Here is a 25,811-nt window from a genome sequence, read left to right as displayed (position 1 = left end):
TTTAAACAATCTCAGTTGGGAACATTACAATTAAGAAAAGGGCATACATACGAGTGACGTTGCTTGTATGCCAAGACAACAAAAGAAACAGGACGTGGAGGTGTTAATAATGAAAAAGAAAATGCTGTTATTTTCAGGCATAACAACGACGATTGCCGCAGCAGCAACTGGTCTATTCGGCTTCGCGCTTTCCAATAAATTAATGTACATTAAGCAAAAGGATCCCGAATTTGTTCGCGAACGTGAAACCACTGCTAAACGTTTTGATGAAGCTTGGTACAATAAAAATTTAAAATGTGAATTAAATATTGACTCGCCAAATGGCTATACGATCCGCGGCATTATGTTTCAGCCATTGGAAACAAATAATACCATCATTATTTGCCATGGCGTAACAGAAAATAAAATCAACTCCGTCAAATATGCCCGACTTTTTGAACGACTTGGCTACAATTCGGTTATTTTTGATCATCGTAGACATGGGGAGACAGGTGGAAAAACGACTAGCTACGGCTATTATGAAAAAAATGACCTTGACGCAGTAGTCAAAACGATAAAGGCAATGATTGGGGAAGACGCCATTCTTGGTATTCACGGTGAATCGATGGGTGCCGCAACAATGCTACTATATGCAGGAACTGTAGAGGATGGTGCAGATTTCTATATTTCTGATTGTGCGTTTTCTGATTTTTCAATGCTGCTGAAACAAATTGCGAAAACAGAATTTAAATACGGCTCGATTATCCCAATTCGTTTTGCAGATTTTTTTGTCCGCTTACGAGACGGTTATTCCTTTAAAAGCGTGACACCTTCTGAGGCGGTGACGAATATTGAAAAGCCTGTGCTCTTTATCCATAGTATCCCTGACACATTTATCCCAGCTTCCATGTCACTGGATTTATACAATAAAAAAACCGGTCCTAAAAAACTGAAGCTATTTGATAAAGGTGCTCATGCACAATCCTTTAATGAAAATATGGCTGAATACGAGGATTTAATCCATGACTTTTTAGAAAATTTCATTTACCAAAAAATTAATCGTGATTCTTCTTCATCTAATGTCATTCCATTTCATTTTTAGTACAAACGAAAATATAGCTCTTTCGCATAACGAGGAGTTGATTTCCGTTCCGACTGGGCGCTTTCCTGGGGGCGTCCGATGAGCCGCTTCACTCGCGCTGCTCGCTCCAGGGTCTCACCTGTGACGCTGATCCCCAAGGAGTCGCCCAGTCTCCACTCCAATCAATCAATTCTCATAGCACGTACCTTCTGACATGTCAGCGGTATCATAAGTAAAAGAAGGAAAGCGAGTAGCCTAGGATGGAATTCACGCTCCATAAATTCAAAAAAAAAATTCCTACTAAACCATTTTATTTTTCAATGAAATAAAGGTGTCATATTAAATAAAGTATGGCTCTTCCTCAGAATGATCTGCGGAAAAGCAAAGTGGCAGTGACTCTCATAGACACCATGAAAAACCTTGCCGCACTTCACGCAAGGTTTTTCAATCATTTATTCGGCAAAAACAATTTGCCATTCATCACGTTTGGCTAAAAATTCTTTGGCTAACGCTTGTGCACCTTCTAGACTATGGCTAGCTGCCCAGCCGCATTGCACTTCATTGCATGCTGGGACTGCAGTGGCCTTTGTTACATCTGTAAATGTTTTTTCTAAAATATTCAATAAGTCTTCATAATCATTGTGATTTATTAGCGATACATAGAAGCCTGTTTGGCAACCCATTGGACTAAAATCAACAATATGGTCGGAGTAATTGCGGATAATGTCAGCCGATAAATGCTCTAGGGAATGTAATGCAGGCATTTCCATATGCTCTTTATTTGGCTGTTTAAGTCGAATATCATATTTGTACACTTCATCGCCATTTTTTCCTGTTTTAACACCCGCTAAACGTACATATGGCGCTTTTACTTTCGTATGATCTAAATCAAAGCTTTCAACATTTGTTTTTTCTCTCTGCAATACAAACAACTCCTTTATATAGAATATTTCCATTATAACTAGTTTTCCGATAGATTTATATGGTTTTTAATGAATTATTCAAACAATTTATAAAAATCAATTTTATCTCGGCATATAAGGGGTTAAAAAAACAACCAGCCCTGGCTTGGACTAGTTGCTCTTTAAAATTCCAATTATTTTTGGAATTTATTCATTTGTGACATCATTTGACGTACTTGCTTTTCAGACGGCGTACGACCCATTTGCGCCATCATCATACGAATCATTTGTTCGTTAATTGGTGGGTTTTCTTTTAAATATTTCATCATAGCTTGGCGAGCTAAATAGAAACCAAGTGCCGCGCCTGCTGCTAATGCGATAATTACGATAATAATCCAGCCCCATGTAGGCATACAACCAACCTCCTCCACTACAATATATACCGAGAAAAAAACTCTCCACGCTCCATTATACACCAAATATTAGCGTGTTACTATATATTGTAGTGAAATTTCCTAATGCATTGTATACTTCATTGGCTTTAACCACCCACACTCATTATCTTGTTTATTAAATGCAATAAAGCGCTCGCTCATCTTCGCAAGCATTTGGAATAGATCCAAATCAAGCATTCGTGAACCCTCACAATAAACACAAATTTTGCGTTCCACTAAATAAATAGCCATTTTTCCTTTTATAGGATGTTCTAAAAATAAAGCATTACGAGCTCTCTCTAAATGTGCATACTTGGAATCTAGTTGCGCCTCAAGCATCGTAGCAATCTCATCGAAGCGCACGCTTTCACATATATATGCAAGCTCTTTTAAGGATTTCTCGTTAGCGTCTTCACAGCCTTGCATCATTTCTAATAACTTACGCTCTCTGCCGAATATAAACGTTAAATGCTCTTCTTTTATTTTATATATGGAATAGGTTCTCACTAGAAATCCTCCTTCGCTCATTGCTTTTTCATAAGTATAGCTCATCCAAACTTTTTAATTTGTCAAACGAAGGAGGCATTCATCTTCTATTTTTGTCGAAAACTTTCTACTTTCCGTTCTATCAAATGCTTTATGGCTAATTAAGTTTTTAGCTTCTTCTATAGTACTTAGAATATTCTCAGCCTCAAGACCTAGAGTAAAATCAATTTCCAGTCCGTTTTAGCAAAGCTTTCTAATAGGTAATATAAAGGTATCAACGAAAGGAGCTAAAACATATGAGAAAATTTTTTCTACTAATAGGAGGCTTTATCGCAGGATGTGTTGCACTCGCTTTAACTGGACCACTTGCAGGTCTACTAATTTCTGGATTGTTTGTAGCACTCGGTATGCACTTTTACACTTCAAGTAAATCGACATTCGGTAAAATCTTATGGTTTACAGTAGGTTTGATTGGTGTGTTATCAGCAATATCGAATATCCCAGCAATGGTTGGTTTAGCAGCAATCGCTGTCATCTATGTTATCTATAAAAAATGGAATGGCGAAGATGTAAAAATCCCAACAATTGAAGCTAAAGAAGAAGATCCATTTAAAAACTTTGAAAAAGAATGGTCTAACTTAACAAAATAAAAGGAGCGAATTTACATGAACTTATTTCAACGTTTTAAATATACAATAGAGGCTGATTTACATCAGTTATTTGATAAGAAGGAACAAAAAAATCCAATTGCGATGTTGAACCAATACATTCGTGAAGCAGAAAAACAAACAGAGCAAACTGGAAAATTATTAGAGCGTCAAGGTCAGTTAAAAGAAAAACTAGAGCAGGAATTTAAACAAAATGCTGAATTACTAGCTAAACGTGAGGCACAATTAAAATTAGCTACTACTAGCGGGGAGCAAGATTTAATCGATTTCGCTTCTGATGAAGTTGCTGCATACACAGCACGTAACAATACATTACAAGCTAGTATTGAAGCAAGTACACGTGAATACTTCGAACTTGAACGCAAATTTGAAACGATGAAACACAAAATTAAAGATATGAAAGTGCGTCAATTACAGCTAATGGGTAAAGAAAACGTCACACGCGCTCACCATCAAATGGACGGTATGATCGCTAAAAACAATAAAACCAACTTTGAAGATTTAGAATCGTATATCGATAAGCTTGCTTACCAAATCGACAAAGATCATGAAGTAACATCTTTCGAATCTCGTCTTGCGCAGCTAGAAAAAAATGTCGCAGAAGAGAACGCACCACTGCTAATTGAAAATAAATAACAATAACTGCTATTTTAAAAAAATAACATGTTATAATAAAAGAAATAAGGGATGCCTCATTTATTGAAGCATCCCATTTCTTTGAAGGTGACCAAAAAAGATAGAAATAAAGTCATTTAGTCCTATGATTAACATATGCCTTTAAAAGGTCCTTATTTAGCAAAAGATGAGGATCAATTTAGTGATTTTATCAATCAATATAGAGGCATGAATTATTTTGATGCTACGATCAAGAAAGTCAATATCTTCGAATTGATAAAAGGGGCTTTTACTTCCCCTGATTACTCTTTACAGAATCTGTATAAAGCATTTATTTCAGGGCCTCAATTTAGCCTAATTAAAAGCCAAAAACTAAAAAAAGAAATCATCCATACTATTTGATTCTGTAAAAAGTACCCTTTTATTTTATACAGGGTAATGATGAACAATCGAACTATGAGATGCACCAAATGGTAAGAAGTTCTATTACTTTAGAGCACTCTGCTCCAAATACACTGGATTTAACATTGATGAATGATGCTTCAAAATCATTAACAACACTTTTAAAAATATTTTTTAAGAGAAGTTCGTCTTCTCTCATCAATTTGTAGAAAGAAGGTTGACCCTCTTGCAAAATTTCACAACTAATAAGCTCACATTTGGGGTACTATGCTTCTTTTTACTCGTTTTTGTGGAGCTCACAATTTTTAATAACGGTGGCGCCTTCTGTCTATTGATCGGGGTAGGACTTCTTTATTTAAGCTTCTCGAAAAAAAATCGTTTCTTTAAATGGACAGGAATTTTCTTTATCTCAATCGCACTCTTTACGATGTGGAGTTTACGCTTATTTATCGTCATCATTCTTTTATATATGCTCTACCAATACTTGCAAAGAGAAAATGAAGCCAAAGTTGTTGGTTTGGAGCTTTTTGAGAAGCTCCCTGCTACGAAGAATGAATTATTCGGTATATTGCCAGCACCAGTAGAAGCCTTTAAATGGCAAGATGTTCAAATACAGCGGCTTGCAGGCGACATTACGATTGACACAACACAAACAATTTTACCTACCGGCACAAGTATTATTACGATCCGACAAGGCATTGGTAAGGTACAAATTTATATCCCCTACGAAATTCCATTCCGCTTACACTATACGACATTGTTTGGTGAAATAAAATGCCTACATGTTGGACCACAACGCCTACTGAATGAAAGTGTAAGTTTTTCAGATGGAAACCCTGAGGATGCAAAACGTACACTTGTCATACACGTTGCAACTTGGCTAGGGGACTTGGAGGTGCTACGTAAATGATTGCCTTTATCTCAAGAATTTTGACTTTACTTTTTATGTTGATGAGTGCTACATTCGGTCTCCTTGTCGCTGTTTGGGGCGAGCCAAACGAGAAAACATGGGAGCCGCTATGGCAGCAGAATTATAATAATATTCCACTCGGTGGTTTCATTGTCGTCACTCTTTTCGCCATTAGTTTACTGATTGCCAGTTGGATCAGTATGACTGCCCGTGCAAGAGAGGCTCAGGCAACCCGCATCGTGAAACAGTTAGTTGAACCCGATTTTGTATTGCCTAAAAAACAGCCTTTACCAAAACCTTTGAAAAAGGCTTTAGTTCAAACAAGTGAGCTAATTGATACTCAACGAAAAAGCTTACAGCGTTTATCCAATGAACGTGCAGAAGCTAACGATAAAATTATTCAAGAGCGAATTATCGCTGAACGTCAACGCCTTGCTCGTGAGCTTCATGATTCTGTATCACAGCAATTATTCGCCGCTTCGATGTTACTGTCCGCATTAACCGAAACCGACGAAAATGCTACAAGCTTAAAGCAGGTCGAAAAAATTGTACAACAGGCACAGCTTGAAATGCGTGCCTTATTATTACATTTACGCCCAGTAGCTCTGCATAATAAAACGCTGGCACAAGGTCTTGAGGAGCTTATTATTGAGCTGCAGCAGAAGGTATTTTTTCATATTGAATATGAGCTTGAGGAAATGTCGTTATCCAAAGCGGAGGAGGATCATTTATTCCGTATTGCACAGGAGGCGTTATCCAATACGCTACGCCATGCCAAAGCAAGCGAAGTTGAATTACTGCTCGTTGCCCGCGATGATTTAGCCATTTTACGTATTCAGGACAATGGCCTCGGCTTTGATGTCGAAGCTGATAAATCTACTTCTTATGGACTGCAAAACATTGCCGAGCGCGCAGTAGAGATTGGCTGTACGTACAAAATTGTATCCATACCTGGAGAAGGTACAATTGTAGAGGTTAAAATTCCCCTACAAAAGGAGGTTGAAGTGAATGATTCAAGTGTTAATAGTGGATGACCACGAGATGGTGCGTATCGGCGTTTCTGCCTATCTGTCAGCACAACCAGATATCACTGTTGTAGGTGAAGCTGAAAATGGTAAAGAGGCAGTGGAACGTACTCTCGAGCTGCGTCCAGACATTATTTTAATGGACAATGTAATGCCAATCATGACAGGAGCTGAAGCGACAGCTGAAATTTTAACAGCATGGCCAGAGGCAAAAATTATGATGGTAACAAGTTTTTTAGATGATGATAAAGTCTACCCTGCATTAGAAGCCGGTGCAGTTAGCTATATTTTAAAAACGTCCAATGCGAAGCAAATTGCCGATGCCATTCGTAAAACAATGGGCGGCGAAACAGTTCTAGAGCCAGAAGTAACATCAAAAATGATGCATCGCATGCGCCACGGCAATAGTACCCCACTATATGAGCAACTTACCGAGCGTGAAATGGAAGTATTATTGCTAATGGCTCAAGGTAAGGCCAATCAGGAAATTGCTGATGACTTATACATTGCATTAAAAACCGTAAAAACACATGTCAGCAATATTTTAGCAAAGCTCGATGTCCAAGATCGAACACAAGCAGTTGTCTACGCTTTTCAAAACGGGCTTGCGAAGTAGTTTTTCTTAGGTCGTTTGGTTTATTAGCGATTGTTTGTGCTGGGGCTATCAGCGATTTTCGTTCTTTTATCAGCGATGACAGAGCTGAAGCAGCGGGATTTTGTGTTTTAGCGGCGTTCCTTGCTTGGTTAGCGGCGGAATTTCGTGTTTTAGCGGCGCTTTTCCTTTGGTTAGCGGCGCAACTCACACTTTTAGCGGTTATCAGCGATTTTCGTTCTTTTATCAGCGATCTTCGCTCTTTTATCAGCGATCTTCGCTCTTTTATCAGCGATTCTACCTTGGCTATCAACAATTCTACCTGGCTTATCAGCGATTTTCGCTCTTTTATCAGCGATTCTACTTGGCTTATCAGCGATTTTCGCTCTTTTATCAGCGTTTCTACCTTGGCTATCAGCGATTTTTGCTCTTTTATCAGCGATTCTACTTGGCTTATCAGCGATTACATCTGTTTTCCCAAAAAATACGAAACTGCATTGATAGAAATACAGTTTCGTATTTTTTAACTCAAGCTATTAAAAAATTGTTGCAGCTCGTTTACGCTGTTCACTATGTATGTTGCTTGTGCTTCCGTCAATTCCTCAAGTGAGCCATAGCCATAAGTAACACCGATCGAATCGATTTGATTTTCATGTGCACCAACAATATCGTATTTACGATCTCCAATCATAATTAATTGATCGATATTCACTTCATTAAAATGCTCGCGTACATATGCGATAACTTCTCCTTTAGCTGACCGTGTACCATCCAAATTGCTGCCTGCGACAAGGTCGAAAAAATGTTCAAGGTTAAAGTATTGTATAATTTGTTCTGCAAATACAGTTGGCTTAGATGTGGCTATTGCTAACTGATAACCATCCTTCTGTAAATGTTCTAATAAAGATGATATGTTTAGATACAATTTATTCTCATACATGCCAGTTTGGATAAAACGTTCACGGTAATAAGCAATCGCTTGCTCAACTTCAACATCATCTAATCCATATATTTCTCGAAATGATACTTGCAGCGGCGGCCCAATAAACGTTTCAAGCTGATCAAGGTCAGCTTCCACTATACCCATTTTTCCTAAAGCATATTGAACAGATTTTGTTATCCCTATTTTAGGGTCAGATATTGTACCGTCTAAATCAAATAACACTACGCTATACTTTTTCATTACTAGCCCTCCTTTTATTGTTAAAGAAATGATTGATACACGGTTGAACCAAAATCATGAATATCTTTAATGTAGTCAAACCCTGCAGGTGAGCCAAAGCTGTTAAATCCACGAACTGCCACAATATTTTCTTTAGGAATTACCAATAGAGCAACACTTGTGAAACCAAGTATTTGAAAGCTTCCTTGTGGTAATATTGGGCTTAACTCTGTAACCCCTTCTCTCTGTTGTGGCTGAACAAACCAGAAAAAGCTATTAGTAGGCAAGTTCTTTGGTTTAGCATTTGGGGATTGAATTGTCGTTAACAACTGTATGATTTCTTCAGGTATAATTTGTTTTCCATGTAAACTTCCTTTATCAAGATGCACTTGTCCCCACTTTGCTAGCTCTCTTAATGTGCTATACATATTCATTTTACTACCATCACATACGTCGCTTTCATACCAAAAGGGGCTATCATTATGTATTACTTCTATATGGTGTTCGTTTTTTTCACTAAACCAATTTGTTTCAGTAAAAGATAATGGCTGAAATACTTGCTCATCCACAATTTCTGCAATAGTTTTTCCAGTAGCTTTAAAAATGACTTTAGCAAGTAGCTCTACATTAATATCTCGGTATGCTCAGTTATAACCTGCTTTGAATTCCTTCATTACTTTTTCATTTTGGCGACGTAAACCGTGAGTATGGGTGAGTAGATGTCTAATTGATACATCAGCAAATACTATTTCATTGTCTAAATAATTACTTAGTTTATCATCTATTGAAGCAATATAATTATGATAAATCGCATATGCTACAGCAAATCCTACATATGTTTTACGAACAGAAGCAAGATGAAAAAGGATATGTGGTCCTACCCTTTTGGCGTCTTGTTGTTGTCCTTGCACACCAATATATTCTTCTAATACTGTTTGACCATGCTTATTAATAATAACTCCGCCACCTGTACAATCTAACTGTGAGAAAGTTTTCTTTACTTGTGTGAATATAGCTTGTGAATTCATTTAAACACCTCTCAACATTTCTAGTCGATGCCTACACTTATCATTGTATACCAATTGGGAATTAATACTAGATGAGTTTCTTCATTCACGAAACCTTTTATTACCAAAAAACGTTATTATTTTTAAGGAGGGATTGTGTGGATACTCAATTTACTTATAGGCATTTTGTAAATGAAAATACGTTTTCACTTCTTGATCCGATTTTTGAAGCTACCCTACTTTTTGCTGTTTTGCTACTCATTATTGTGATTGTAAAAAAAGTATCTATTTGGTTTTGTTTACTTTTTGCAAGCCTCTCAGCAATTGTCACAGGTCAGCTTCTTTGGTTTAGTGGCATTATAGCTGATGAGCTAAACATTGAAGGAAGTTCCAAAGGCTTTTACTGTTTTGTCATTATGCTACTAATTCATTGTGCGGCTATTTGGATTTCTTTAGTGAAATCCTCTAAACACGAAAAAATACCGCAGTACTCAGAGGAGATTTAACCTACTGAGTATTGCGGTATTTTATGAATTATAGCGCTTTAACCTTCGCTACAACATTTTCTACTGTGAATCCGTATTTTTCCATCACTATTTCACCTGGTGCAGAAGCGCCGAACTTGTCAATTGCAAGAACGTCCCCTTCAAAACCAGTGTATTTATGCCAGCCAAATGATGAGCCCATTTCGATTGCAAGACGTTTTGTTACAGCTTTTGGAAGAATAGATTCTTTGTAAGCTGCGTCTTGTTTTTCGAAGCGATCCATAGATGGCATTGAAACAACTGCCACATCTACACCATCAGCTTTTAATGCTTTTTGTGCTTCGATCGCAAGTGAAACTTCTGAGCCTGTTGCAATTAAAATGGCATCTGCCACTTCTTTTGTAGCAGGAGACACTGTATAAGCACCTTTAGTAACACCTTCACGTACTGTATCAATAGATGCGTCAAGAACAGGTAAGTTTTGACGAGACAATACTAAAACAGTTGGTGTTTTTTCAGATGCTACTGCTAGCTCCCATGCAACTGCTGATTCATTTGCATCAGCTGGGCGAACAACAGATAAATTCGGCATTGCACGTAAAGATGCAAGGTGTTCGATTGGTTCATGTGTTGGACCATCTTCCCCTACAGCAATTGAGTCATGTGTAAATACATAAGTAACAGGAAGACCCATTAATGCAGAAAGACGTACAGCTGGACGAACATAATCAGAGAATACGAAGAATGTACCACCAAATACGTTAAGACCACCGTGAAGTGCCATACCGTTCATAGCAGCACCCATTGCAAACTCACGTACACCGAACCAAATATTACGGCCAGCATAATCATCTGCAGAGAAATCTCCAGCATCTTTCATCGTCGTTTTATTTGAGCCAGCTAGGTCAGCTGAACCACCGAAGAATGATGGCGTTTTCTTTGCAATTGCATTGATTGCATCTCCAGAAGAAGAACGAGTAGCTACTGATTTACCTGCTTCATAAACTGGTAATTCTGAAGCAAAATCCTCTGGTAATTGACCATTCATTGCCTTTTCAAATTGCGCTGCTAATTCCGGGAACTCTTGCTTATATGCTTCAAACTTAGCATTCCAAGCTTCTTCAGGCTGTGCCCCTTGAACATTAGCTGCTGCTGCAAATGTATCATATACTTCAGCAGGAATATGGAATGGCTCGTGTGCCCATTCATAAGATGCTTTCGTTAAAACAACTTCATCTTGACCAAGTGGTGCACCGTGAGAAGCAGCTTTACCAGATTTGTTTGGTGAACCAAAACCGATAACAGTTTTCACTTCAATAAGTGTTGGCTTACCAGTTGATTTTTTTGCTTCTTCGATTGCTGCGTTAATTGCTTCAACATCTGTACCATCTGCAACTTTTAAATAGTTCCAGCCATAAGATTCGAAACGTTTTTGAACATTTTCTGAGAATGATTTTTCTAAATCACCATCTAAAGAAATATCGTTTGAATCGTATAAAACGATTAACTTTTCAAGTTTTAAGTGACCTGCTAAAGAGATAGCTTCAGCCGCTACACCTTCCATTAAATCGCCATCGCCACAAAGTGCAAATGTATAGTGATCAACGATGTCATGTCCTGGTTTATTGTAAGTAGCTGCTAAATGGCGTTCAGCCATAGCCATACCAACTGTCATAGCAATACCTTGACCTAGAGGACCTGTTGTTGCCTCTACCCCAACAGTATGACCATATTCAGGATGTCCTGGAGTTAATGAATCCCATTGACGGAAGTTTTGAATTTCTTCCATTGGTAAGCCGTAGCCACCTAGATGAAGTAGGCTATATAAAAGCATAGAGCCATGACCTGCTGAAAGTACAAAACGGTCACGGTTAAACCATTTTGGGTTAGCCGGATTATGGTGAAGTTGTTTTGTCCAAAGCGTATAAGCCATTGGCGCAGCCCCCATCGGTAAACCTGGGTGACCTGAGTTTGCTTTTTCAATTGCATCAATTGACAAAGTTCGGATAGCATTAATCGCTAGTTGATCCGCATGTTGAGTCATTATTTTGTGACATCCTTTCTCGTCCTATATATTGTTCTTATACAGTTTAGTCAACATTGTCTCAGAAAACAATGGTTTTGTTATACTATTAAAGATTTATAACATACTTTATCTTTATTCAGTGAAAAATCCCCCACACAATAGTGCCAACAAAATAATAAAGATAATACCTCCGGCGGGATGTCACGGATAAGGATTTAGCCTAAAACCTTCACATCCTACAAACGGCTAACTGACCTGCATCGCGCAAGCCTAAGCACAATTTCAAAATCCGGACACAATTAACGCTGAGGCGTTATTGACCTAAATGTGTCATATTAATTGAGAAATTTATTCTTTTTCGCTTGTTTAACTTTTTCTGGTGTTACATCATTTCCTTCAGCATCTACTACTTTTACGTTTTCAATTGTATCTCGCATCGTTGATCTAAATGTATCTAGATATTCTTTACGAAGCGCTGATCGTTCCTTAGCTTCTGCCTCTGTTAATGTACCACTTTTAGCCTTAGCAGAAAGTTCATTGATTCGGTTAATTTTTTCTTTTGATAACATAATTACACACCTTTCAATACATATCTTAATGAATATGGTATGTAAAGTATAGCATGTCTCCCCTTGAAATGCAGTTATACCAACCTTTCAAGTATCCTTATATTTTTGAAATAAATTCCACAAAATGCATGACTTTGAGAAATTACAAGTGTATAACTAATAATAGGGTTCCAAAACAAAATTAATTTATGCTTGGAGGAATATAAATTGTTTATCAAAACAAACAGACTTTTAATAAGAGAATTTGAGATTCAAGATTGGCAAGCTGTCTATGAATATACTTCGAATCCAAATGTAATGAAGTATATTCCCGAGGGAGTTTTTAATGAGGAAGAAGCTAAAAAGTTCGTATCAGAAAATAGCGGTGAACAGGCAAAATACTTCCCTGTTATTTTAAAAAGCGACAATATTGTCATTGGTCATATTGTTTTTCATCAATATTTTGGTGACCATACATATGAAATTGGCTGGGTATTGAATCCGAACTATTACAATAATGGCTACGCCTCTGAAGCAGCAAAAGCTGTGCTGAATTACGGATTTAAAGAAATGCAACTTCATAGAATTATTGCTACATGCCAACCAGAAAATATCCCATCCTATCGAGTGATGGAGAAAATCGGCATGAGACGCGAAGGTTATTTTAAAAAATGCATACCAAATGGAGATGAGTGGTGGGATGAATATTACTATGCGGTCTTAAAAGAAGAGTGGGCATAAGATGCTTTTAGGGATTATCGATTTCTAGAGGAGAAATTTAGATGAAAAAGACCGCAGTATTATTGTATCCCCAATTTAGTGAATATGAATTGAGTGTAGCATTATCTATATTAATGCAAGGAAATAAACCCGTCATAACTGTTGGATTAAACAGCGAAAAAATTAAAGGGGAATCTGGGTTATCCTGTATGGCAGATACACAAATAAGTGATATTAATCTTGACGAAATCGATAGCTTGATATTACCAGGGTGTATGGATGTAGCTTTATTAATACACGAGCAAAAATTAATTGATTTTATTAGTCATGTAAATGCCAAAGGAGCTATCATTGCAAGTATTTCTAGCACGCCATCTCTTTTAGCAAAAGCAGGAGTATTAAAGAACAAAAAATATACTGTAGGATTATCTCTAGAAGGTATGGATAAGCTGGGCTTCTTTGATCTTAGTCATCTCTCTGAAGACTTAGTTGTACAAGACGGCAACATCATAACTGCAAGAGGCAAAGGGTTTATACAATTTGGCATTACTGTGGGTAAAGCCCTGCAGCTCTCTTTTGATGAAAATTGGTACAGGGCATAACAAAAAAATCGCTAAAGAGAGGTAGAAATTGCTACTTCTCTTATTTTTTTACTATTCATTCTATTCGTCGATCGGGTCTACCCGTCACTTTGGAACTTAACCTTTAAAAATTAAAAAATCAGCGGGACGATAAAAACCCCACTGATTAATACGTTACTTTATTTTGCCCGCTTCCCTCTTGATGTTCCCGATATCTCCTATGGACTGTAGCTTTGCTTACTTCAAAGCCTAAACCTCTAAGCGTCATGGCGATTTCCTCAAAGGTGAAGCCTCGATTACGTAGATTGACAATTTCGTCTATAGGAACATCCTTACGTTCTTGACCATTTGGATTTCCACGGTTAGATAAATTGTTTTCAGGGCGATAGCCATTTTCAACGGCACGACGCATGCCACGCCGTATTTTAGCATTATGGATTCTACGCTGGTACTCCTCTACGATTGCTAAAATTTCTAAGAGCATCGTATCCATTTCATTTAATTGTATAGGTCCCTCGTCTCGCATAGAAAAAACATTAGTTTCAGTTTTCTGCAATAAATGCAATACTGCCATTCGAGCATTTCCACGTCCTAAGCGTGTTTCATCCTGTACAAATAATGCTTCAATTTCTTTTTCTTTAATGAAATCAAGCATTTCTAGTAAACCTTCACGTTCCACATCATAACCACTATGCTTGTCCTTAAAAACATGCTTAACTTCGTAGCCCTGTTCTTTAGCATAGCGCATCAACTCCTCCTGCTGACGCTCTAACGAGGAACTTTGTGTCTCTTTTTCTGTACTCACACGGCAATAGACAACGGCCGATTGTTGATTCATTTTCATTTGTCGTTTCTCGCAATTTCAATTGAATTTATAGGGGATGGGTCACCCACTACTGGAATCACTAAGGATTTACCTGCAATAATTTGTGCGTTCGATAATTCATTTTCTGTTTTCACAAGCTTAATCCATTCATCCGTTTTCATTTTACCACGGTATTGATCGGCTAACGACCATAAGCTATCACCATGTGCGATTTCAATTTCTGTGTACGTTACATCGCCTGGGTCTGTTATAAAAAGGTATGCCGCAAAAAGCAAACAAGCTCCTAATAAAGTTGTAATATGTGGATTTTTCTTAAACCAGTTCATGTTTAAAACCCCTTTTCTAGAATGTTTGTTCGGAATATATGTTCTCATATTAATACGAACAAACGTTTTTGTCAAACGCTTTTCGAACCTATGTTTGCTTAAGTGTTCGCATTCTGTTATACTACTAATTAGTAAAATGATTAAAAAAAGAGGTGAGCAATTATGAAAAAAGTTTCGAAAAGACAAGAGGCTATATTAGAGTTCATTAAAGAAGAAGTACGAGCAAAGGGGTATCCACCATCTGTACGTGAGATTGGGGAGGCAGTTGGACTTGCTTCAAGCTCAACAGTTCATGGGCATTTAGCTCGTTTAGAACAAAAAGGCTTGATTCGACGCGATCCAACTAAACCACGTGCTATTGAAATTTTAGAGCCAGAGGATTCTATCCAAAAGCAACACGTTATTCATGTCCCATTAGTTGGGAAGGTTACTGCAGGTTCTCCAATAACTGCTGTTGAAAATATCGATGAATATTTCCCACTCCCAGATATTTATGGTACAAGTGAAGATCAATTATTTATGCTTGAAATTATGGGTGAATCAATGATTGAAGCTGGCATTTTAGACGGAGATTTAGTTATTGTTAAACAAAAAGCAACAGCTGATAATGGTGATATTGTCGTAGCAATGACTGAAGAGAATGAAGCAACTGTAAAGCGTTTCTTTAAGGAAAAAAGTCATTTTCGTTTACAGCCTGAAAACTCAACAATGGAGCCAATTATCGTAGATCAAATTTCTATTTTAGGGCATGTTGTAGGTCTATATCGTCGTGTACATTAAAAGTATCTCAATATTAAAGTATAAAAGGAGGTTATTATGTTCACAAATGGGCATAAACCTCTTTTTCTTATCTTTTGAGTGTTATTTTAATCACTAAAAAAGAACCCACTTGAAAATGGATTCCTTACACCTAGCAATGTATTCATGTTCATCACCAAGGTTATCTTAGTAAAGTTTATGCCTCTACCTTAAATTTCAAACTTGCCTTTACAAATGCAGCAAATAGTTTCTTTGATACTGCATCTCCTGCAATAGCTAACTCTTCAGGATGCCATTGAACTGCTAAACAAAATGGTAAATCATCATGCACTACCGCTTCAACGATACCATCACTTGATTTTGCTACTACTTTCAGCTTTTCTGCTACTACGTTTATTGCCTGATGATGAAATGAATTCACAGCAATTTTTTCTTCCTCAATAATCGTTTTTAATAATGTATCAGGTGATAGGTTAACATAATGTGTTGTAACACCCCTCGCTGCTTGTTGCACATGCTTTATTAATTTTTTACTATGATACTCACTTTCAATATCCTGATAGACTGTGCCCCCAAACGCAACATTTAGTATTTGAAGCCCTCGACAAATTCCGAGAATCGGCATTTTCCGAATAGAGGCTGCATTAATTAAAGCAAGCTCCACTGCATCTCGTTCAGGATGAACCTTCCCTAATTTTGGTGTAGGTTCTGCGTCAAAGAGGAATGGATGTACATCATAGCCACCCGATAGTAATAAACCGTCCGTCAACGATAAAATTTGTGCTACATCCTCTTCAACGCCAATTGGAATTATTAGTGGAACTCCCCCTGCTTCCATTATACTTTTGCTATAAGCAGCATTTAATCTTGAGGACAAATCATCCTCCGCAAAAGCCGTTATTCCGATAATTGGTTTCATCCTATCCCCTCCATGATCTTTAGCTTGCATTCACTGCCTGTGAAAAAATCCGTCAATGATTACTTACCAAAACCCAAGATACCAATTCATCAACGCATCACCATAGAAATAGATGATAATAGCTGCGAGAGCAATAGAAGGTCCGAATGGTATAGGCGTTTTCCTTCCCTGTCCACGTATCTTTAATACAACGATGCCAACAATCATGCCAATTACTGCCGCTACAAAAAGCGTTAAAATGGTATGTATTGTCCCGAGTACGAGACCAAGTAAAAAGAATAATTTAATATCGCCACCCCCCATCCCACCTCTTGATAGAACAGCTATACAATATAATATGCCAAAACCTACGACAGCACCAACTATACTGTCCCACCAAGGAGACAACGGAGAAATCACGCGTCCAAAAACTAGCAATGGTAAAAAGAATAATAGCACCTTATCGGGAATAAGCATATACGCAAAATCCGATACAACTATAATGACTACTAATGAAATTAATAATAGCGCCACAAAAAATTCTGCACTAAAGCCTAATTGCCAATAAGCAAAAGCAAATAATAGGCCTGTAATAAGTTCCATCAGTGGATAAATCCAAGAAATTTTTTGCCCACAGCTACGGCATTTTCCACCTAAAAATAAATAAGACAAAACAGGCACCAAATCAAGCGCCGTCAACTGTCTCTTACAAGAAGTGCAATGCGAGGGTGGGTGCACAATGGACTTCTTCATAGGCACACGTAAGCCAACTACATTAAAAAATGAGCCAAGAACGAGCCCAAATAGTAACACTGTAATGGTATAAGCGATTTCCATTTTTATGTCCTCCTATACTAATAGACGCCCATACACTTAAGTATGCGCGCCATCTAGATTATTGTTGTCCTTCATAATAGAACGTCGTTACTTGTATGGTTGCTTTTAAGGTTGTATCAGCGTCCTCCTGGAATTTCGCTTCTTCACCAGTTAATGTGAAATCGATCGCATCAATTTTCATCACACGATCAATTTTTTCAATTTCTTTTATAAACTCAACCATCGCTTTATTATCCAATGCGACAACTTCAATATCAAATGTTACGAGTTTTAATTCCTTCGGTAAGGAATCTTTATTGAGAGTAGCAGTTGGTATTTTATCTTTTACTTCAGGTGTTTCATCATTTTTAGCTACAGCTTGTTCATCCGCTTCAGTTGCAGATTGCTGTGTATCAGCCTGTTCCTCAGAATTTGTCGAGTTAGGATCTGTAATAGTAGACTCCATGACGAGCGAATCATAATTATTAAAGTCCATAGCTTCTACCCGTATGCCCGTCACCACTTCAATCTCTTCAATATTTCGAATTACTTCGTCAATCGCTCGAGTTTGAGGTACTTTTTTACGTAATGTTAAGTTACTTGTACGATTAGATTTACCGTTCTTTTCAATTAAAGCAATCTGCTCCTGAATTGTAGATACTTCTTGTTGAAGTGCGATATTCGAGCTTTCTTTCGCATCCACTTCTTCTAATTTAGGTGTTACTATATAGTAATAAAGCGCAAATAAAATGGCTGCAATTAAAGCTGTTAAGATAAGAATCGTTGAATTTTTACTACTTGTCATGATTCTCTACCTCCAGCGAGAAATTTAAAATCAATTCCTAATGTAATAGTTGCCGAATAACGTGGTACTTCCTTAAATTTGTTCTTAGCACTTTTTTCCTCTTGGTTTCCAATTGCAACATCAAAATTAGAAATAGTATCTACCTGTATATCATTGAAATAGGGGCTTGCAGTTAGCTTTTCTAAATAAGATGATATAGCTGACATCGTTTCAAAATCAGCCGTAACTTCTACATTTTTTTCACCAAATACATAGTTCCTTAAATACGTTTGCTCTGGTAATAATACTTGCGTTTCATCCATTAAAGGTGTCACAGGATAGGATACTTTTTCCACAAATTGTACGGATTGCTCCAATGAGCCTTTATTCGCATTTTGCTTACTATCTAACTCTATTTGAAGTTGTTCGCGTTGCGATGAAAGCTCCACTTCCTGCGCATTTAATGTTGTAAGATCACTTTTTGCTTGGAAAAACAGGAAAATCATATATCCTACTATGATACCAATAAGAATAATAAATACTACATATATTAAAGTAGGCGTTGAATGCTTCTTTTCCAAATTCGGCAAGAGGTTAATGTCTGGTACCATCAGTTAACCTCCTTTAATGCAAGTCCTAATAAGCTTGCAAATTGTTCTGAAAATTGAGGGAAGGATTTTTGAATGATTGAATCATTTAACATAATGATCGGTATCGAAAAATTATTTTCTAAAAACTCTTTAACGGTTGAAAGTAGTGGATTATCTCCTAAAATGATAATCTCATCTACACTTTTCTCACCTTTATGTAAGGAAAACTTAAAAAAATTCATAATACGATCGATTTCAAGCATTTGATCGGTAAGAATCATACGATATTCATCTTCGACTTCTAGATGATACGAAAAACGATGTTCTTCTATCTCCTTAGGCTCCCATTTCGATAAATCTGTATCAAATGATTGGTATCGTAAAAACTCCAGTTGCCCAAATGAAAAAATACTTATCGATAATTCATTGATTGACCAATCCGCTATTAAATAAGTTCGATCGTCCTTTATTAGCTGCAAATGCTCCAACAGACGAATATTACACAATGCTCGAATATCTGCTGCTTGTGGATCTAATGTAGCATCGAGTAAAAGTCCAATCATTTTCGTCACTTCTTCTGAAGGTGCCGCAAATAACATGGCCTGTCCATCATTAGGATTCGGGTCATACACATCGATAAGAGGATCTTGAAACGGAAGATGAATGGACTGACCAAGCTCCATCTCCACATAACCTTTTAATTCATTCCACTCTATATCATCAGGATGCTCAAAGCTCTTTAACAAAACGGAAGTATCCGGCACAAAAATACGCGCATTTTGCTTTTTACCAGCCCATTTTGCCACATCATTTTTCATTACATCAAACAATTCCATTTCATCCTGAATAACAGATCCTTCAACAATCCCCTGTGCTAATGGCATTTCATAGCCTTTCCATTGCGACGGATCAGCACCTTTTGCCACAATCGCACGCAATATATAATCCTTTATTTCAATCGACACATGCGATTTTTTCTTTTTTGTAAACATGTGAAAAGATGCCTCCTTCTTTTATAACAAAATTCAAATATATTAATCTTTCATTTGAACATCCAATTTACGAATTGGATGTTCTTTGAAAGATTATTACTTATTCATAGCTCGATTTAATGCTTTGTCAGTTATAGTTTTATCTCCTCCGGTATAAGTAATATCTCCTTCTTTGACAGTAAATTTCTCTTTATTTTTAATTTCACTTAATCTAAGATAAGTTATTTTATATTCTTTATTTCCTTTACTATACATTACAGTATCATTCTTATCTAATTCACCCTCAAAAACATCTTTAAGAGCGTTATAATCGCAGGTAACAGTATCTTGTCTCGTATCACCACAAGCTCCATCAGCAATAGCAATTTTTGCACCCGCTAGGACACCAGCAGCATCTGAAAGAATTGCTTTATCTTTAGAATTACTAATAATATTCCCAATAGCAGGAATAGCAATCGCCGCAATAATCGCTAGAATGACGATTACTGCTAATAGCTCGATTAGTGTTAAACCTTTTTGATTTTTTAATAGTTTTTTGTTTAAGAGTTTTTTGAACATCGGTGTTCCTCCTTATAAATTGTTATGATTAGTCCGAAAATATGTACACCTACTACTACAACAACTGCTACTGTCTTTTCTATACCACCCCCTTTAAAGTTCGTACGTTTACATATTTTCGTATAATGCGAACATTGGTAGGAAAATTGCCGCGACAATCACACCTACAACCGCTGCTAAAATTAATATCATCAATGGTTCTACGAGCGATTTTAATGTATCGACGGAGCGATCTACCTCATCCTCATAGAAATCGGCTATCTTCTCGAGCATATAATCAAGAGAACCTGTTTTTTCTCCGATAGATGTCATTTGAGTTACTAAAGGAGGAAACAGCCAACTTTTTTCTAATGGCTCAGATAAGGTACCGCCTTTTTCTAGATTATCTCTTGCCTCCAGTACAACCTTGCCTACTACTGGATTCCCTGAAACCTTTTCGACAATTGTTAGTGCCTGTAGAATTGGTACTGAACTACTGAATAGAGAGGATAAAGTTCTAGTCATTCGAGCAATTACATTTTTTTGCATTAAAATACCAAATACAGGAATTCTTAATAATGCATAATTCACATTGTAATGAAATTGCTTATTATTTTTATAGAAAAATCTAAATAGAAGAATCGATAATAAGAAAATCCCAATCGCAAAATACCAGTATGCTATTAACCAATCCGAAATACTGACAACAACGACAGTTAAGATCGGCATTTCTATGTCCATTTCTTCAAAAGTAGCCATAAACGTTGGCACGATAAATACCATTAAAAACATACCTACAGCGATTGTCAGAACTGATAAAATAGCCGGATATGCCAATGCCGATTGTACTTTCTTCTTAATTTTGAATTGTTTTTCAAGGGTACCTGCTAAACGCTCTAAAGTCTCATCGATATTCCCTGTTGCCTCACCTGAGCGCATCATATTCACAAACATGACAGGAAAAACCTTTGGGTGTTTGGCCGCTGCGTCTGAAAAGGCTGTCCCCCCGCGTATATCCTCTTCCACTTGTTCTAATGCTTTTTTCAAGGCTTTACTTTTCGTTTGACCACTTAAAATATGTGTTGCCTCTACAATTGAAACGCCAGCACGGATTAGTGTTGCATATTGACGACAGTAAATAACGAAATCCTGGTGCTTCACTTTACCGCCAATGTTTAAGTCTTTGTGCAAAATGCTTTTAGACTCTTCCAGCTCACGAGCATTAATGCCTTGTGCTCGTAATTTTTCTAGTGCTACTTTTTTGTTAGTCGCGTCAATAATTCCTTTTTTGTGTGCACCTGTTTTTGTGCGTCCACTATATCGAAAAACGGTCAATTATAATCCCCCGCATTCATATATGGCCTTGCTTCTTCTAAAGAAATTTTCCCCATTGCTATTAGCTGCTGCATAGAAGATTCCAAAGTATGCATACCTAAAGCTTTACTCGTCTGCATAACAGTAGGAATTTGGTGAACTTTTTCATTTCGAATTAAATTTGAAATAGATGGTGCTTGTACTAATATTTCAGTTGCAGCAATACGTCCCTTAGCGTCCTTACGTACAAATAAACGCTGTGAAACAATGCCCACTAAAACATTGGCTAGTTGTACACGAATTTGTCCTTGCTGATGTGGTGGAAAAACATCTATAATACGATCAATCGTAGTCGGAGCACTACTTGTATGTAATGTCGCCATCACTAAATGGCCCGTTTCTGCCGCTGTAATGGCTGTTGAAATCGTTTCGTAGTCTCGCATCTCGCCTACTAAAATAATGTCAGGGTCCTGACGAAGCGCAGCACGCAAACCATTGGCAAAGCTCTGCGTATCGACGCCTACTTCACGTTGATTAATAATGGATTTTTTGTGTGTATGTAAATATTCAATCGGGTCCTCAAGCGTGATAATATGCTTTGATTTTGTTTCATTAATATGATCAATCATTGCCGCAAGTGTTGTTGATTTTCCAGAACCGGTTGGCCCAGTTACTAAAATAAGTCCCTGTGGTTTTTCTGCTAATTGATATAGTACTTGTGGCATATTTAACGATTCAATAGAAGGAATTTTCGCTTCAATTAAACGGGCTGCTATTGTCACTTCATTGCGTTGATGATATGCATTTACACGAAAACGACATTTCCCGGGCAATGAATAGTTAAAATCAGTTTCCCCTTTATCATGAAATTCTTGTAATTTATGTTCTGGTAAAATCGTTTTCACCATTGTCTGTAATTCTTCAGAAGTTAGTAGGTCACTCCCATAATGATCTAGCTGCCCATGGATACGATAAACCGGCGGGATCCCTTTTGTTAAATGGAGGTCAGACGCTTTTTCTTCAAATGCGCGTGTTAATAGCTCATCAATATTTCTACATGTTGTCATGAACATTCACCTCCTAATCTACATTTGCTACACGCAATACTTCTGAAGTAGTTGTTAGTCCCTCTACTACTTTTAACAACCCATCTACTAGTAATGTGTAATAGCCTTCTTGTTTCATATAATCGCGGATCACACTATCGCTACTTCGACTTAAAATCATTTCTTTAATATTGCGGTCGATTGGTAAAATTTCATGAATTGCCATCCGTCCACGATACCCGGTTTGATTACACGAAGGGCAGCCTCTTCCCCGTCTACCATGTGTGAAACCTTCAATGCCGTTATTACGCATTATTTCTAATTCGTGGTTCGTAAAAGTATAGTCTTCTCCACAATCTCGACAAATTCGTCGTACTAAACGCTGTGCCATAATTCCTACAAGTGAGGAGGATAATAAAAACGGCTCTACCCCCATATCTTGAAGTCGAGAAATCGATTCCACTGCACTATTTGTATGTAACGTACTTAACACTAAATGCCCTGTTAACGAGGCACGTACTGCTATTTGCGCCGTTTCAAAATCCCTAACTTCTCCTACCATTACAATATCTGGGTCTTGGCGCAAAATTGAACGTAACCCAGTGGCAAAAGTTAAGCCGACTTCTTCTTTCACTTGAATTTGGTTTATGCCATCGAGCTGATATTCAACCGGATCCTCAACTGTAATAATATTGACACCCTCTTCATTCAAGTTAGTTAAGGCAGCATATAATGTTGATGATTTCCCTGATCCCGTAGGACCGGTAATGAGCAGAATGCCATTCGGATTGGCAATCATGTTTCGGAAAAGTGCCTCGTTTTGCGCTGTAAAACCAAGCTTGTCAATAGAATTGGCAACACTGCTTAAGTCTAAAATCCGCATTACTACTTTTTCTCCATAAACAGTTGGCAGTGTCGAAAGTCGAATATCTACTGGCCTAAAATTAACATTCGTTTTAATACGTCCATCTTGAGGAATTCGATTTTCCGTAATATTTAAATTTCCCATAATTTTAATACGTGCTAATACTATATTTTGCATATGTTTTGGTAACGAGCGCTCTGTTCTCAAAACGCCATCCACTCGATAACGAACCCTTAGCTCCGTCTCCTGTGGGTCAAAGTGGATATCGCTTGCTCGTTGGGCAACTCCGTTAGCAATGATTTGATTAACTAGCCGAACAATCGGAGAATCCTCTCGTTCAATCTCTTCCTGTGTTTCAGCAACTGTCGCGCCAATGTCGAGCAATGCGGCTTCCATAGACTCTTGTAAATCATAGTATTTCGTTAGTGTTCGATATAAGTCATCCTTAGCTGCAATACTTGTTTCGATTTGGCAGCCCGTCGCCATGCGTACTTCTTCAATTGCAAAATAATCCATCGGGTCAGCCATCGCGATAAACAGTTTATTTTTTTCGCGACGAATCGGAATAATATTTGTTCGTTTAGCGAGTTCGGCTGGAACAAGTTGCAGTAAATCTGGGCTTATTGAATATTGATTCAAATGAATGTGTGGGATTCCTAGCTGAAACTCTAGTACTTCGATTAGCTGTTGCTCGGTTAGAATATTTTCTTTTATAAGAAAATCGCCCAGTTTCTCTTCTTTTGTTTTGTTTGTAAGAGCAAATTCTAATTGCACATTTGTAATAACACCAGATTCGACAAGTAAATCACCTAAGCGCTTTCGTCCAGTTTTTACGACCATTCGCGTTTGCTCCTCTCTTTACGGGCTGGTTTGTATAAAATTCCCACCTTTATCGTAGTAGCCGTATACAATTTCAGGGTCATTCGGGTCTGTTGAAGTATTAGTATCTTTACTCGATATTGCAGCATTATTGCCGGATTTTTTATTTTCAGATTGTGTATCCGGTAATCCATCTCCATCTAAATCCATTTGTAAGTCAGGATCATTGGAATTTACCTTATCCGTTCCACTACTATTTTCAGAAGCAACAGGTTGTCTTGAAGATTTCACAATAATTTTATTAACTGGTGGATAATAGTCACGACTAACAAGTTCCTCTGCAGTGTTACCACCTTCTGAAATCGAGCGATACACTTCGACCCGCACGCCTTCTTGACCTTTTTGAATAACTTCTTCTCTACCTATTGGTAAATCTTTCGAATAACGAGTAATGACTCGAGGCTGTATAATCTTATCTTTACTAACACGAACTGAAATTTCTTTTTCTTTCTTTTGAGCTAGTAATTCCACTTTTAAAGAATCACCTTCTATTGTGAGTTTTAATTTATTCGGTTGATCCGAACGGTTTATAAATTGCAAATCTTTCACTAACACTTGATTTACCTTCGCATACAAACCTTGTTGTAAATAATTTGGCTTCTGTCCTTGAGAATGTCTTTCTAAAATCTCATAGTCGGTTTGAAGAGCAACATGATACAGCAAAGAGGCGACGAAATTAATCGCTTCACTATCTGATTCTTCATATTGTTCTTCTATCATCGTTAAAAGAGAAAACGGTTCATTCGGTAAAACAATAGCATCATTTAAAGTATTCGCTAATTTATCAACACCCATTGCATTTGTAGGGATTTCCTCAATTGATAAAGCTAAACGCTCCGCTTCTATTAAAGTAGTATCTGCAACTGTTGCAGCGACTTCGTGACTTTTTAAATTGGAAGCTTCGGTAATAATCGTATGTAATGTCTTTTCAACTTCCCATACACCAGTAGACTCAAGCTGCTTCTTCACTTGCTCGTCAACTACCACATGTAAGGGTATATGTACTACTTGTCTTTGCTTCCAGAAAGCAAGCCAAGACTTGTCAGTTAAACTATGATATTCAGCTATCGTACTCTCTACATCAAATACAAACAATTTAGGGTCGAGTGAAATCGTAACATTAGCCCCTTCCACATCGATAGGAGCCTCTTGCCAAGTATTTATGGCCTCTCGTAAAGCATTTTCAATAGCATCATCTTCTAAATCTTTAACTGATATGCCACCGATAGTAGATTCATCGCCTTTAGCTAATGCTCTATCCATCATTAAATTCGGTACCCAGACTGTTAATAAAATGATTAGAACAGCTACTATTGAGCCTAGCTTCAAATGTAATTTCATAGCCTTACCGCCTTTACAAATATATCCAACAATAAAATGTCTAATTACTCATGCGTCTCCGTTACTTTTTATTCATATTTTTACCATACAACATACTAGACACTATTTAATGAGTCTTTTTAACTAAAAATAGTTAAAATTTTATGAACTGAAGATTATTTGTATGTAATTAAAATCATTAATAACACATTGTCAATAAGGTAAACACCCTATAT

General features: G+C 37.3%; 28 protein-coding genes and 1 pseudogene. 10 read left to right on the top strand and 19 right to left on the bottom strand.

Translation table 11 applies throughout. The features are described from left to right. The first annotated feature begins 109 nt into the window (after positions 1-109). Complete coding sequence (locus tag ACIQ7N_RS06260) at positions 110-1,081, top strand: alpha/beta hydrolase (RefSeq protein WP_402930921.1); 972 nt, start codon at positions 110-112, stop codon at positions 1,079-1,081. 431 nt (positions 1,082-1,512) lie between these two features. Here ACIQ7N_RS06260 and ACIQ7N_RS06255 read toward each other — a convergent pair whose 3' ends face one another. From ACIQ7N_RS06255 to sirA, 3 genes are all read right to left on the bottom strand, one after another. Then, the gene (locus ACIQ7N_RS06255; protein ID WP_402930919.1) at positions 1,513-2,016 is read right to left on the bottom strand and encodes an S-ribosylhomocysteine lyase; all 504 of its coding nucleotides are present in this window, start codon (positions 2,014-2,016) and stop codon (positions 1,513-1,515) included. Positions 2,017-2,156: 140 nt separating this feature from the next. After that, entirely contained in the window at positions 2,157-2,375 is a 219-nt protein-coding gene (locus ACIQ7N_RS06250; RefSeq protein ID WP_132363185.1) for a YneF family protein, read from the bottom strand. A gap of 102 nt (positions 2,376-2,477) precedes the next feature. Further along, positions 2,478-2,903 carry a sporulation inhibitor of replication protein SirA gene (sirA, locus tag ACIQ7N_RS06245; RefSeq protein WP_049668606.1) on the bottom strand — a complete coding sequence of 142 codons (426 nt, stop codon included), beginning with the start codon at positions 2,901-2,903 and terminating at the stop codon, positions 2,478-2,480. A gap of 275 nt (positions 2,904-3,178) precedes the next feature. Between sirA and ACIQ7N_RS06240 the strand changes: the two genes are divergently transcribed. The 5 genes from ACIQ7N_RS06240 (at position 3,179) to ACIQ7N_RS06220 (ending at position 7,118) form a co-directional block, all read left to right on the top strand. Beyond that, positions 3,179-3,532 (top strand): lmo0954 family membrane protein, encoded by a 354-nt coding sequence (locus ACIQ7N_RS06240; protein WP_402930917.1) that lies wholly within the window; start codon positions 3,179-3,181, stop codon positions 3,530-3,532. 15 nt (positions 3,533-3,547) lie between these two features. Beyond that, a complete protein-coding gene (locus ACIQ7N_RS06235) occupies positions 3,548-4,186 on the top strand; it encodes a PspA/IM30 family protein (RefSeq protein ID WP_402930915.1) in 639 nt (212 codons plus the stop codon). A gap of 607 nt (positions 4,187-4,793) precedes the next feature. Further along, on the top strand, positions 4,794-5,477 hold the full coding sequence (gene liaF, locus ACIQ7N_RS06230; RefSeq protein ID WP_323657714.1) for a cell wall-active antibiotics response protein LiaF: 684 nt from the start codon (positions 4,794-4,796) through the stop codon (positions 5,475-5,477). After that, the gene (locus ACIQ7N_RS06225; RefSeq protein ID WP_402930913.1) at positions 5,474-6,511 is read left to right on the top strand and encodes a sensor histidine kinase; all 1,038 of its coding nucleotides are present in this window, start codon (positions 5,474-5,476) and stop codon (positions 6,509-6,511) included. Before liaF ends, ACIQ7N_RS06225 begins: the two co-directional genes overlap by 4 nt. Next, on the top strand, positions 6,486-7,118 hold the full coding sequence (locus tag ACIQ7N_RS06220) for a response regulator transcription factor (protein ID WP_402930911.1): 633 nt from the start codon (positions 6,486-6,488) through the stop codon (positions 7,116-7,118). Before ACIQ7N_RS06225 ends, ACIQ7N_RS06220 begins: the two co-directional genes overlap by 26 nt. 499 nt (positions 7,119-7,617) lie before the next feature. On the opposite strand, the gene ACIQ7N_RS06215 is transcribed toward ACIQ7N_RS06220, so the two are convergent. After that, the gene (locus tag ACIQ7N_RS06215) at positions 7,618-8,277 is read right to left on the bottom strand and encodes an HAD family hydrolase (protein WP_402930909.1); all 660 of its coding nucleotides are present in this window, start codon (positions 8,275-8,277) and stop codon (positions 7,618-7,620) included. Positions 8,278-8,297: 20 nt separating this feature from the next. Beyond that, positions 8,298-9,284, bottom strand: a pseudogene (locus ACIQ7N_RS06210) (serine hydrolase domain-containing protein). A 137-nt stretch (positions 9,285-9,421) separates the two neighbouring features. On the opposite strand from ACIQ7N_RS06210, the gene ACIQ7N_RS06205 reads away from it, so the two are divergent. Further along, positions 9,422-9,769 (top strand): hypothetical protein, encoded by a 348-nt coding sequence (locus ACIQ7N_RS06205; protein ID WP_402930907.1) that lies wholly within the window; start codon positions 9,422-9,424, stop codon positions 9,767-9,769. 28 nt (positions 9,770-9,797) lie between these two features. On the opposite strand, the gene tkt is transcribed toward ACIQ7N_RS06205, so the two are convergent. Beyond that, a complete protein-coding gene (gene tkt, locus ACIQ7N_RS06200; protein ID WP_402930905.1) occupies positions 9,798-11,792 on the bottom strand; it encodes a transketolase in 1,995 nt (664 codons plus the stop codon). Positions 11,793-12,109: 317 nt separating this feature from the next. Continuing rightward, positions 12,110-12,343 carry a DUF896 domain-containing protein gene (locus ACIQ7N_RS06195; RefSeq protein ID WP_132363207.1) on the bottom strand — a complete coding sequence of 78 codons (234 nt, stop codon included), beginning with the start codon at positions 12,341-12,343 and terminating at the stop codon, positions 12,110-12,112. Between the two features lie 207 nt (positions 12,344-12,550). Between ACIQ7N_RS06195 and ACIQ7N_RS06190 the strand changes: the two genes are divergently transcribed. Together ACIQ7N_RS06190 and ACIQ7N_RS06185 are read left to right on the top strand one after the other, a co-directional pair. Next, complete coding sequence (locus tag ACIQ7N_RS06190) at positions 12,551-13,063, top strand: GNAT family N-acetyltransferase (RefSeq protein ID WP_402930903.1); 513 nt, start codon at positions 12,551-12,553, stop codon at positions 13,061-13,063. Positions 13,064-13,104: 41 nt separating this feature from the next. Continuing rightward, positions 13,105-13,644, top strand: a complete 540-nt coding sequence (locus tag ACIQ7N_RS06185; RefSeq protein ID WP_402930901.1) for a DJ-1/PfpI family protein — start codon at positions 13,105-13,107, stop codon at positions 13,642-13,644. A gap of 145 nt (positions 13,645-13,789) precedes the next feature. On the opposite strand, the gene ACIQ7N_RS06180 is transcribed toward ACIQ7N_RS06185, so the two are convergent. Further along, positions 13,790-14,467, bottom strand: a complete 678-nt coding sequence (locus ACIQ7N_RS06180) for a YneB family resolvase-like protein (RefSeq protein WP_132363215.1) — start codon at positions 14,465-14,467, stop codon at positions 13,790-13,792. Continuing rightward, complete coding sequence (gene yneA / locus ACIQ7N_RS06175) at positions 14,464-14,775, bottom strand: cell division suppressor protein YneA (protein ID WP_132363217.1); 312 nt, start codon at positions 14,773-14,775, stop codon at positions 14,464-14,466. The genes ACIQ7N_RS06180 and yneA overlap by 4 nt, the downstream gene beginning before the upstream one ends. A gap of 162 nt (positions 14,776-14,937) precedes the next feature. On the opposite strand from yneA, the gene lexA reads away from it, so the two are divergent. After that, positions 14,938-15,555 carry a transcriptional repressor LexA gene (gene lexA / locus ACIQ7N_RS06170; protein ID WP_402930898.1) on the top strand — a complete coding sequence of 206 codons (618 nt, stop codon included), beginning with the start codon at positions 14,938-14,940 and terminating at the stop codon, positions 15,553-15,555. Between the two features lie 175 nt (positions 15,556-15,730). On the opposite strand, the gene ACIQ7N_RS06165 is transcribed toward lexA, so the two are convergent. The 10 genes from ACIQ7N_RS06165 to ACIQ7N_RS06120 all read right to left on the bottom strand — a co-directional run bounded on the left by ACIQ7N_RS06165 (position 15,731) and on the right by ACIQ7N_RS06120 (position 25,596). Beyond that, positions 15,731-16,453, bottom strand: coding sequence for a gamma-glutamyl-gamma-aminobutyrate hydrolase family protein (locus tag ACIQ7N_RS06165; RefSeq protein ID WP_402930896.1), 723 nt, complete (start codon positions 16,451-16,453; stop codon positions 15,731-15,733). A 63-nt stretch (positions 16,454-16,516) separates the two neighbouring features. Continuing rightward, on the bottom strand, positions 16,517-17,269 hold the full coding sequence (locus tag ACIQ7N_RS06160) for a prepilin peptidase (RefSeq protein ID WP_402930894.1): 753 nt from the start codon (positions 17,267-17,269) through the stop codon (positions 16,517-16,519). A gap of 58 nt (positions 17,270-17,327) precedes the next feature. Continuing rightward, positions 17,328-18,053, bottom strand: coding sequence for a potassium transporter (locus ACIQ7N_RS06155; protein WP_402930892.1), 726 nt, complete (start codon positions 18,051-18,053; stop codon positions 17,328-17,330). After that, positions 18,050-18,643, bottom strand: coding sequence for a PilN domain-containing protein (locus tag ACIQ7N_RS06150; protein ID WP_402930890.1), 594 nt, complete (start codon positions 18,641-18,643; stop codon positions 18,050-18,052). Before ACIQ7N_RS06150 ends, ACIQ7N_RS06155 begins: the two co-directional genes overlap by 4 nt. Beyond that, positions 18,643-19,614, bottom strand: coding sequence for a type IV pilus biogenesis protein PilM (gene pilM, locus ACIQ7N_RS06145; protein WP_402930888.1), 972 nt, complete (start codon positions 19,612-19,614; stop codon positions 18,643-18,645). The genes ACIQ7N_RS06150 and pilM overlap by 1 nt, the downstream gene beginning before the upstream one ends. Positions 19,615-19,710: 96 nt before the next feature. Next, positions 19,711-20,172, bottom strand: a complete 462-nt coding sequence (locus ACIQ7N_RS06140) for a prepilin-type N-terminal cleavage/methylation domain-containing protein (RefSeq protein WP_402930887.1) — start codon at positions 20,170-20,172, stop codon at positions 19,711-19,713. Positions 20,173-20,280: 108 nt separating this feature from the next. Continuing rightward, a complete protein-coding gene (locus ACIQ7N_RS06135) occupies positions 20,281-21,486 on the bottom strand; it encodes a type II secretion system F family protein (RefSeq protein ID WP_402930886.1) in 1,206 nt (401 codons plus the stop codon). After that, the gene (locus tag ACIQ7N_RS06130) at positions 21,483-22,532 is read right to left on the bottom strand and encodes a type IV pilus twitching motility protein PilT (RefSeq protein ID WP_402930884.1); all 1,050 of its coding nucleotides are present in this window, start codon (positions 22,530-22,532) and stop codon (positions 21,483-21,485) included. Before ACIQ7N_RS06130 ends, ACIQ7N_RS06135 begins: the two co-directional genes overlap by 4 nt. Before the next feature lie 13 nt (positions 22,533-22,545). Beyond that, positions 22,546-24,216 (bottom strand): GspE/PulE family protein, encoded by a 1,671-nt coding sequence (locus ACIQ7N_RS06125; protein ID WP_402930882.1) that lies wholly within the window; start codon positions 24,214-24,216, stop codon positions 22,546-22,548. 18 nt (positions 24,217-24,234) lie between these two features. Continuing rightward, positions 24,235-25,596, bottom strand: a complete 1,362-nt coding sequence (locus ACIQ7N_RS06120; RefSeq protein WP_402930880.1) for a G5 domain-containing protein — start codon at positions 25,594-25,596, stop codon at positions 24,235-24,237. Positions 25,597-25,811: the final 215 nt, after the last annotated feature.

The sequence above is a fragment of the Lysinibacillus sp. NPDC095746 genome, assembly GCF_044763535.1.
Classification (GTDB): Bacteria; Bacillota; Bacilli; order Bacillales_A; family Planococcaceae; genus Lysinibacillus.
This window is presented reverse-complemented; position numbering and strand designations above follow the sequence as displayed.

Excerpts from the sequence above, each read along its gene's own strand:
- ACIQ7N_RS06215 (WP_402930909.1), bottom strand. The coding sequence starts at position 8,277 with ATGAAAAAGTATAGCGTAGTGTTATTTGATTTAGACGGTACAATATCT.
- ACIQ7N_RS06165 (WP_402930896.1), bottom strand. The coding sequence starts at position 16,453 with ATGAAACCAATTATCGGAATAACGGCTTTTGCGGAGGATGATTTGTCC.
- ACIQ7N_RS06240 (WP_402930917.1), top strand. The coding sequence starts at position 3,179 with ATGAGAAAATTTTTTCTACTAATAGGAGGCTTTATCGCAGGATGTGTT.
- ACIQ7N_RS06225 (WP_402930913.1), top strand. The coding sequence starts at position 5,474 with ATGATTGCCTTTATCTCAAGAATTTTGACTTTACTTTTTATGTTGATG.
- ACIQ7N_RS06155 (WP_402930892.1), bottom strand. The coding sequence starts at position 18,053 with ATGACAAGTAGTAAAAATTCAACGATTCTTATCTTAACAGCTTTAATT.
- pilM (WP_402930888.1), bottom strand. The coding sequence starts at position 19,614 with ATGTTTACAAAAAAGAAAAAATCGCATGTGTCGATTGAAATAAAGGAT.
- lexA (WP_402930898.1), top strand. The coding sequence starts at position 14,938 with ATGAAAAAAGTTTCGAAAAGACAAGAGGCTATATTAGAGTTCATTAAA.
- ACIQ7N_RS06250 (WP_132363185.1), bottom strand. The coding sequence starts at position 2,375 with ATGCCTACATGGGGCTGGATTATTATCGTAATTATCGCATTAGCAGCA.
- ACIQ7N_RS06140 (WP_402930887.1), bottom strand. The coding sequence starts at position 20,172 with ATGTTCAAAAAACTCTTAAACAAAAAACTATTAAAAAATCAAAAAGGT.
- ACIQ7N_RS06255 (WP_402930919.1), bottom strand. The coding sequence starts at position 2,016 with ATGGAAATATTCTATATAAAGGAGTTGTTTGTATTGCAGAGAGAAAAA.
- ACIQ7N_RS06130 (WP_402930884.1), bottom strand. The coding sequence starts at position 22,532 with ATGACAACATGTAGAAATATTGATGAGCTATTAACACGCGCATTTGAA.
- yneA (WP_132363217.1), bottom strand. The coding sequence starts at position 14,775 with ATGAACTGGTTTAAGAAAAATCCACATATTACAACTTTATTAGGAGCT.
- ACIQ7N_RS06160 (WP_402930894.1), bottom strand. The coding sequence starts at position 17,269 with ATGGAAATCGCTTATACCATTACAGTGTTACTATTTGGGCTCGTTCTT.
- ACIQ7N_RS06120 (WP_402930880.1), bottom strand. The coding sequence starts at position 25,596 with ATGAAATTACATTTGAAGCTAGGCTCAATAGTAGCTGTTCTAATCATT.
- tkt (WP_402930905.1), bottom strand. The coding sequence starts at position 11,792 with ATGACTCAACATGCGGATCAACTAGCGATTAATGCTATCCGAACTTTG.
- ACIQ7N_RS06125 (WP_402930882.1), bottom strand. The coding sequence starts at position 24,216 with ATGGTCGTAAAAACTGGACGAAAGCGCTTAGGTGATTTACTTGTCGAA.
- ACIQ7N_RS06185 (WP_402930901.1), top strand. The coding sequence starts at position 13,105 with ATGAAAAAGACCGCAGTATTATTGTATCCCCAATTTAGTGAATATGAA.
- ACIQ7N_RS06180 (WP_132363215.1), bottom strand. The coding sequence starts at position 14,467 with ATGAAAATGAATCAACAATCGGCCGTTGTCTATTGCCGTGTGAGTACA.
- ACIQ7N_RS06260 (WP_402930921.1), top strand. The coding sequence starts at position 110 with ATGAAAAAGAAAATGCTGTTATTTTCAGGCATAACAACGACGATTGCC.
- ACIQ7N_RS06150 (WP_402930890.1), bottom strand. The coding sequence starts at position 18,643 with ATGGTACCAGACATTAACCTCTTGCCGAATTTGGAAAAGAAGCATTCA.
- ACIQ7N_RS06195 (WP_132363207.1), bottom strand. The coding sequence starts at position 12,343 with ATGTTATCAAAAGAAAAAATTAACCGAATCAATGAACTTTCTGCTAAG.
- ACIQ7N_RS06220 (WP_402930911.1), top strand. The coding sequence starts at position 6,486 with ATGATTCAAGTGTTAATAGTGGATGACCACGAGATGGTGCGTATCGGC.
- ACIQ7N_RS06235 (WP_402930915.1), top strand. The coding sequence starts at position 3,548 with ATGAACTTATTTCAACGTTTTAAATATACAATAGAGGCTGATTTACAT.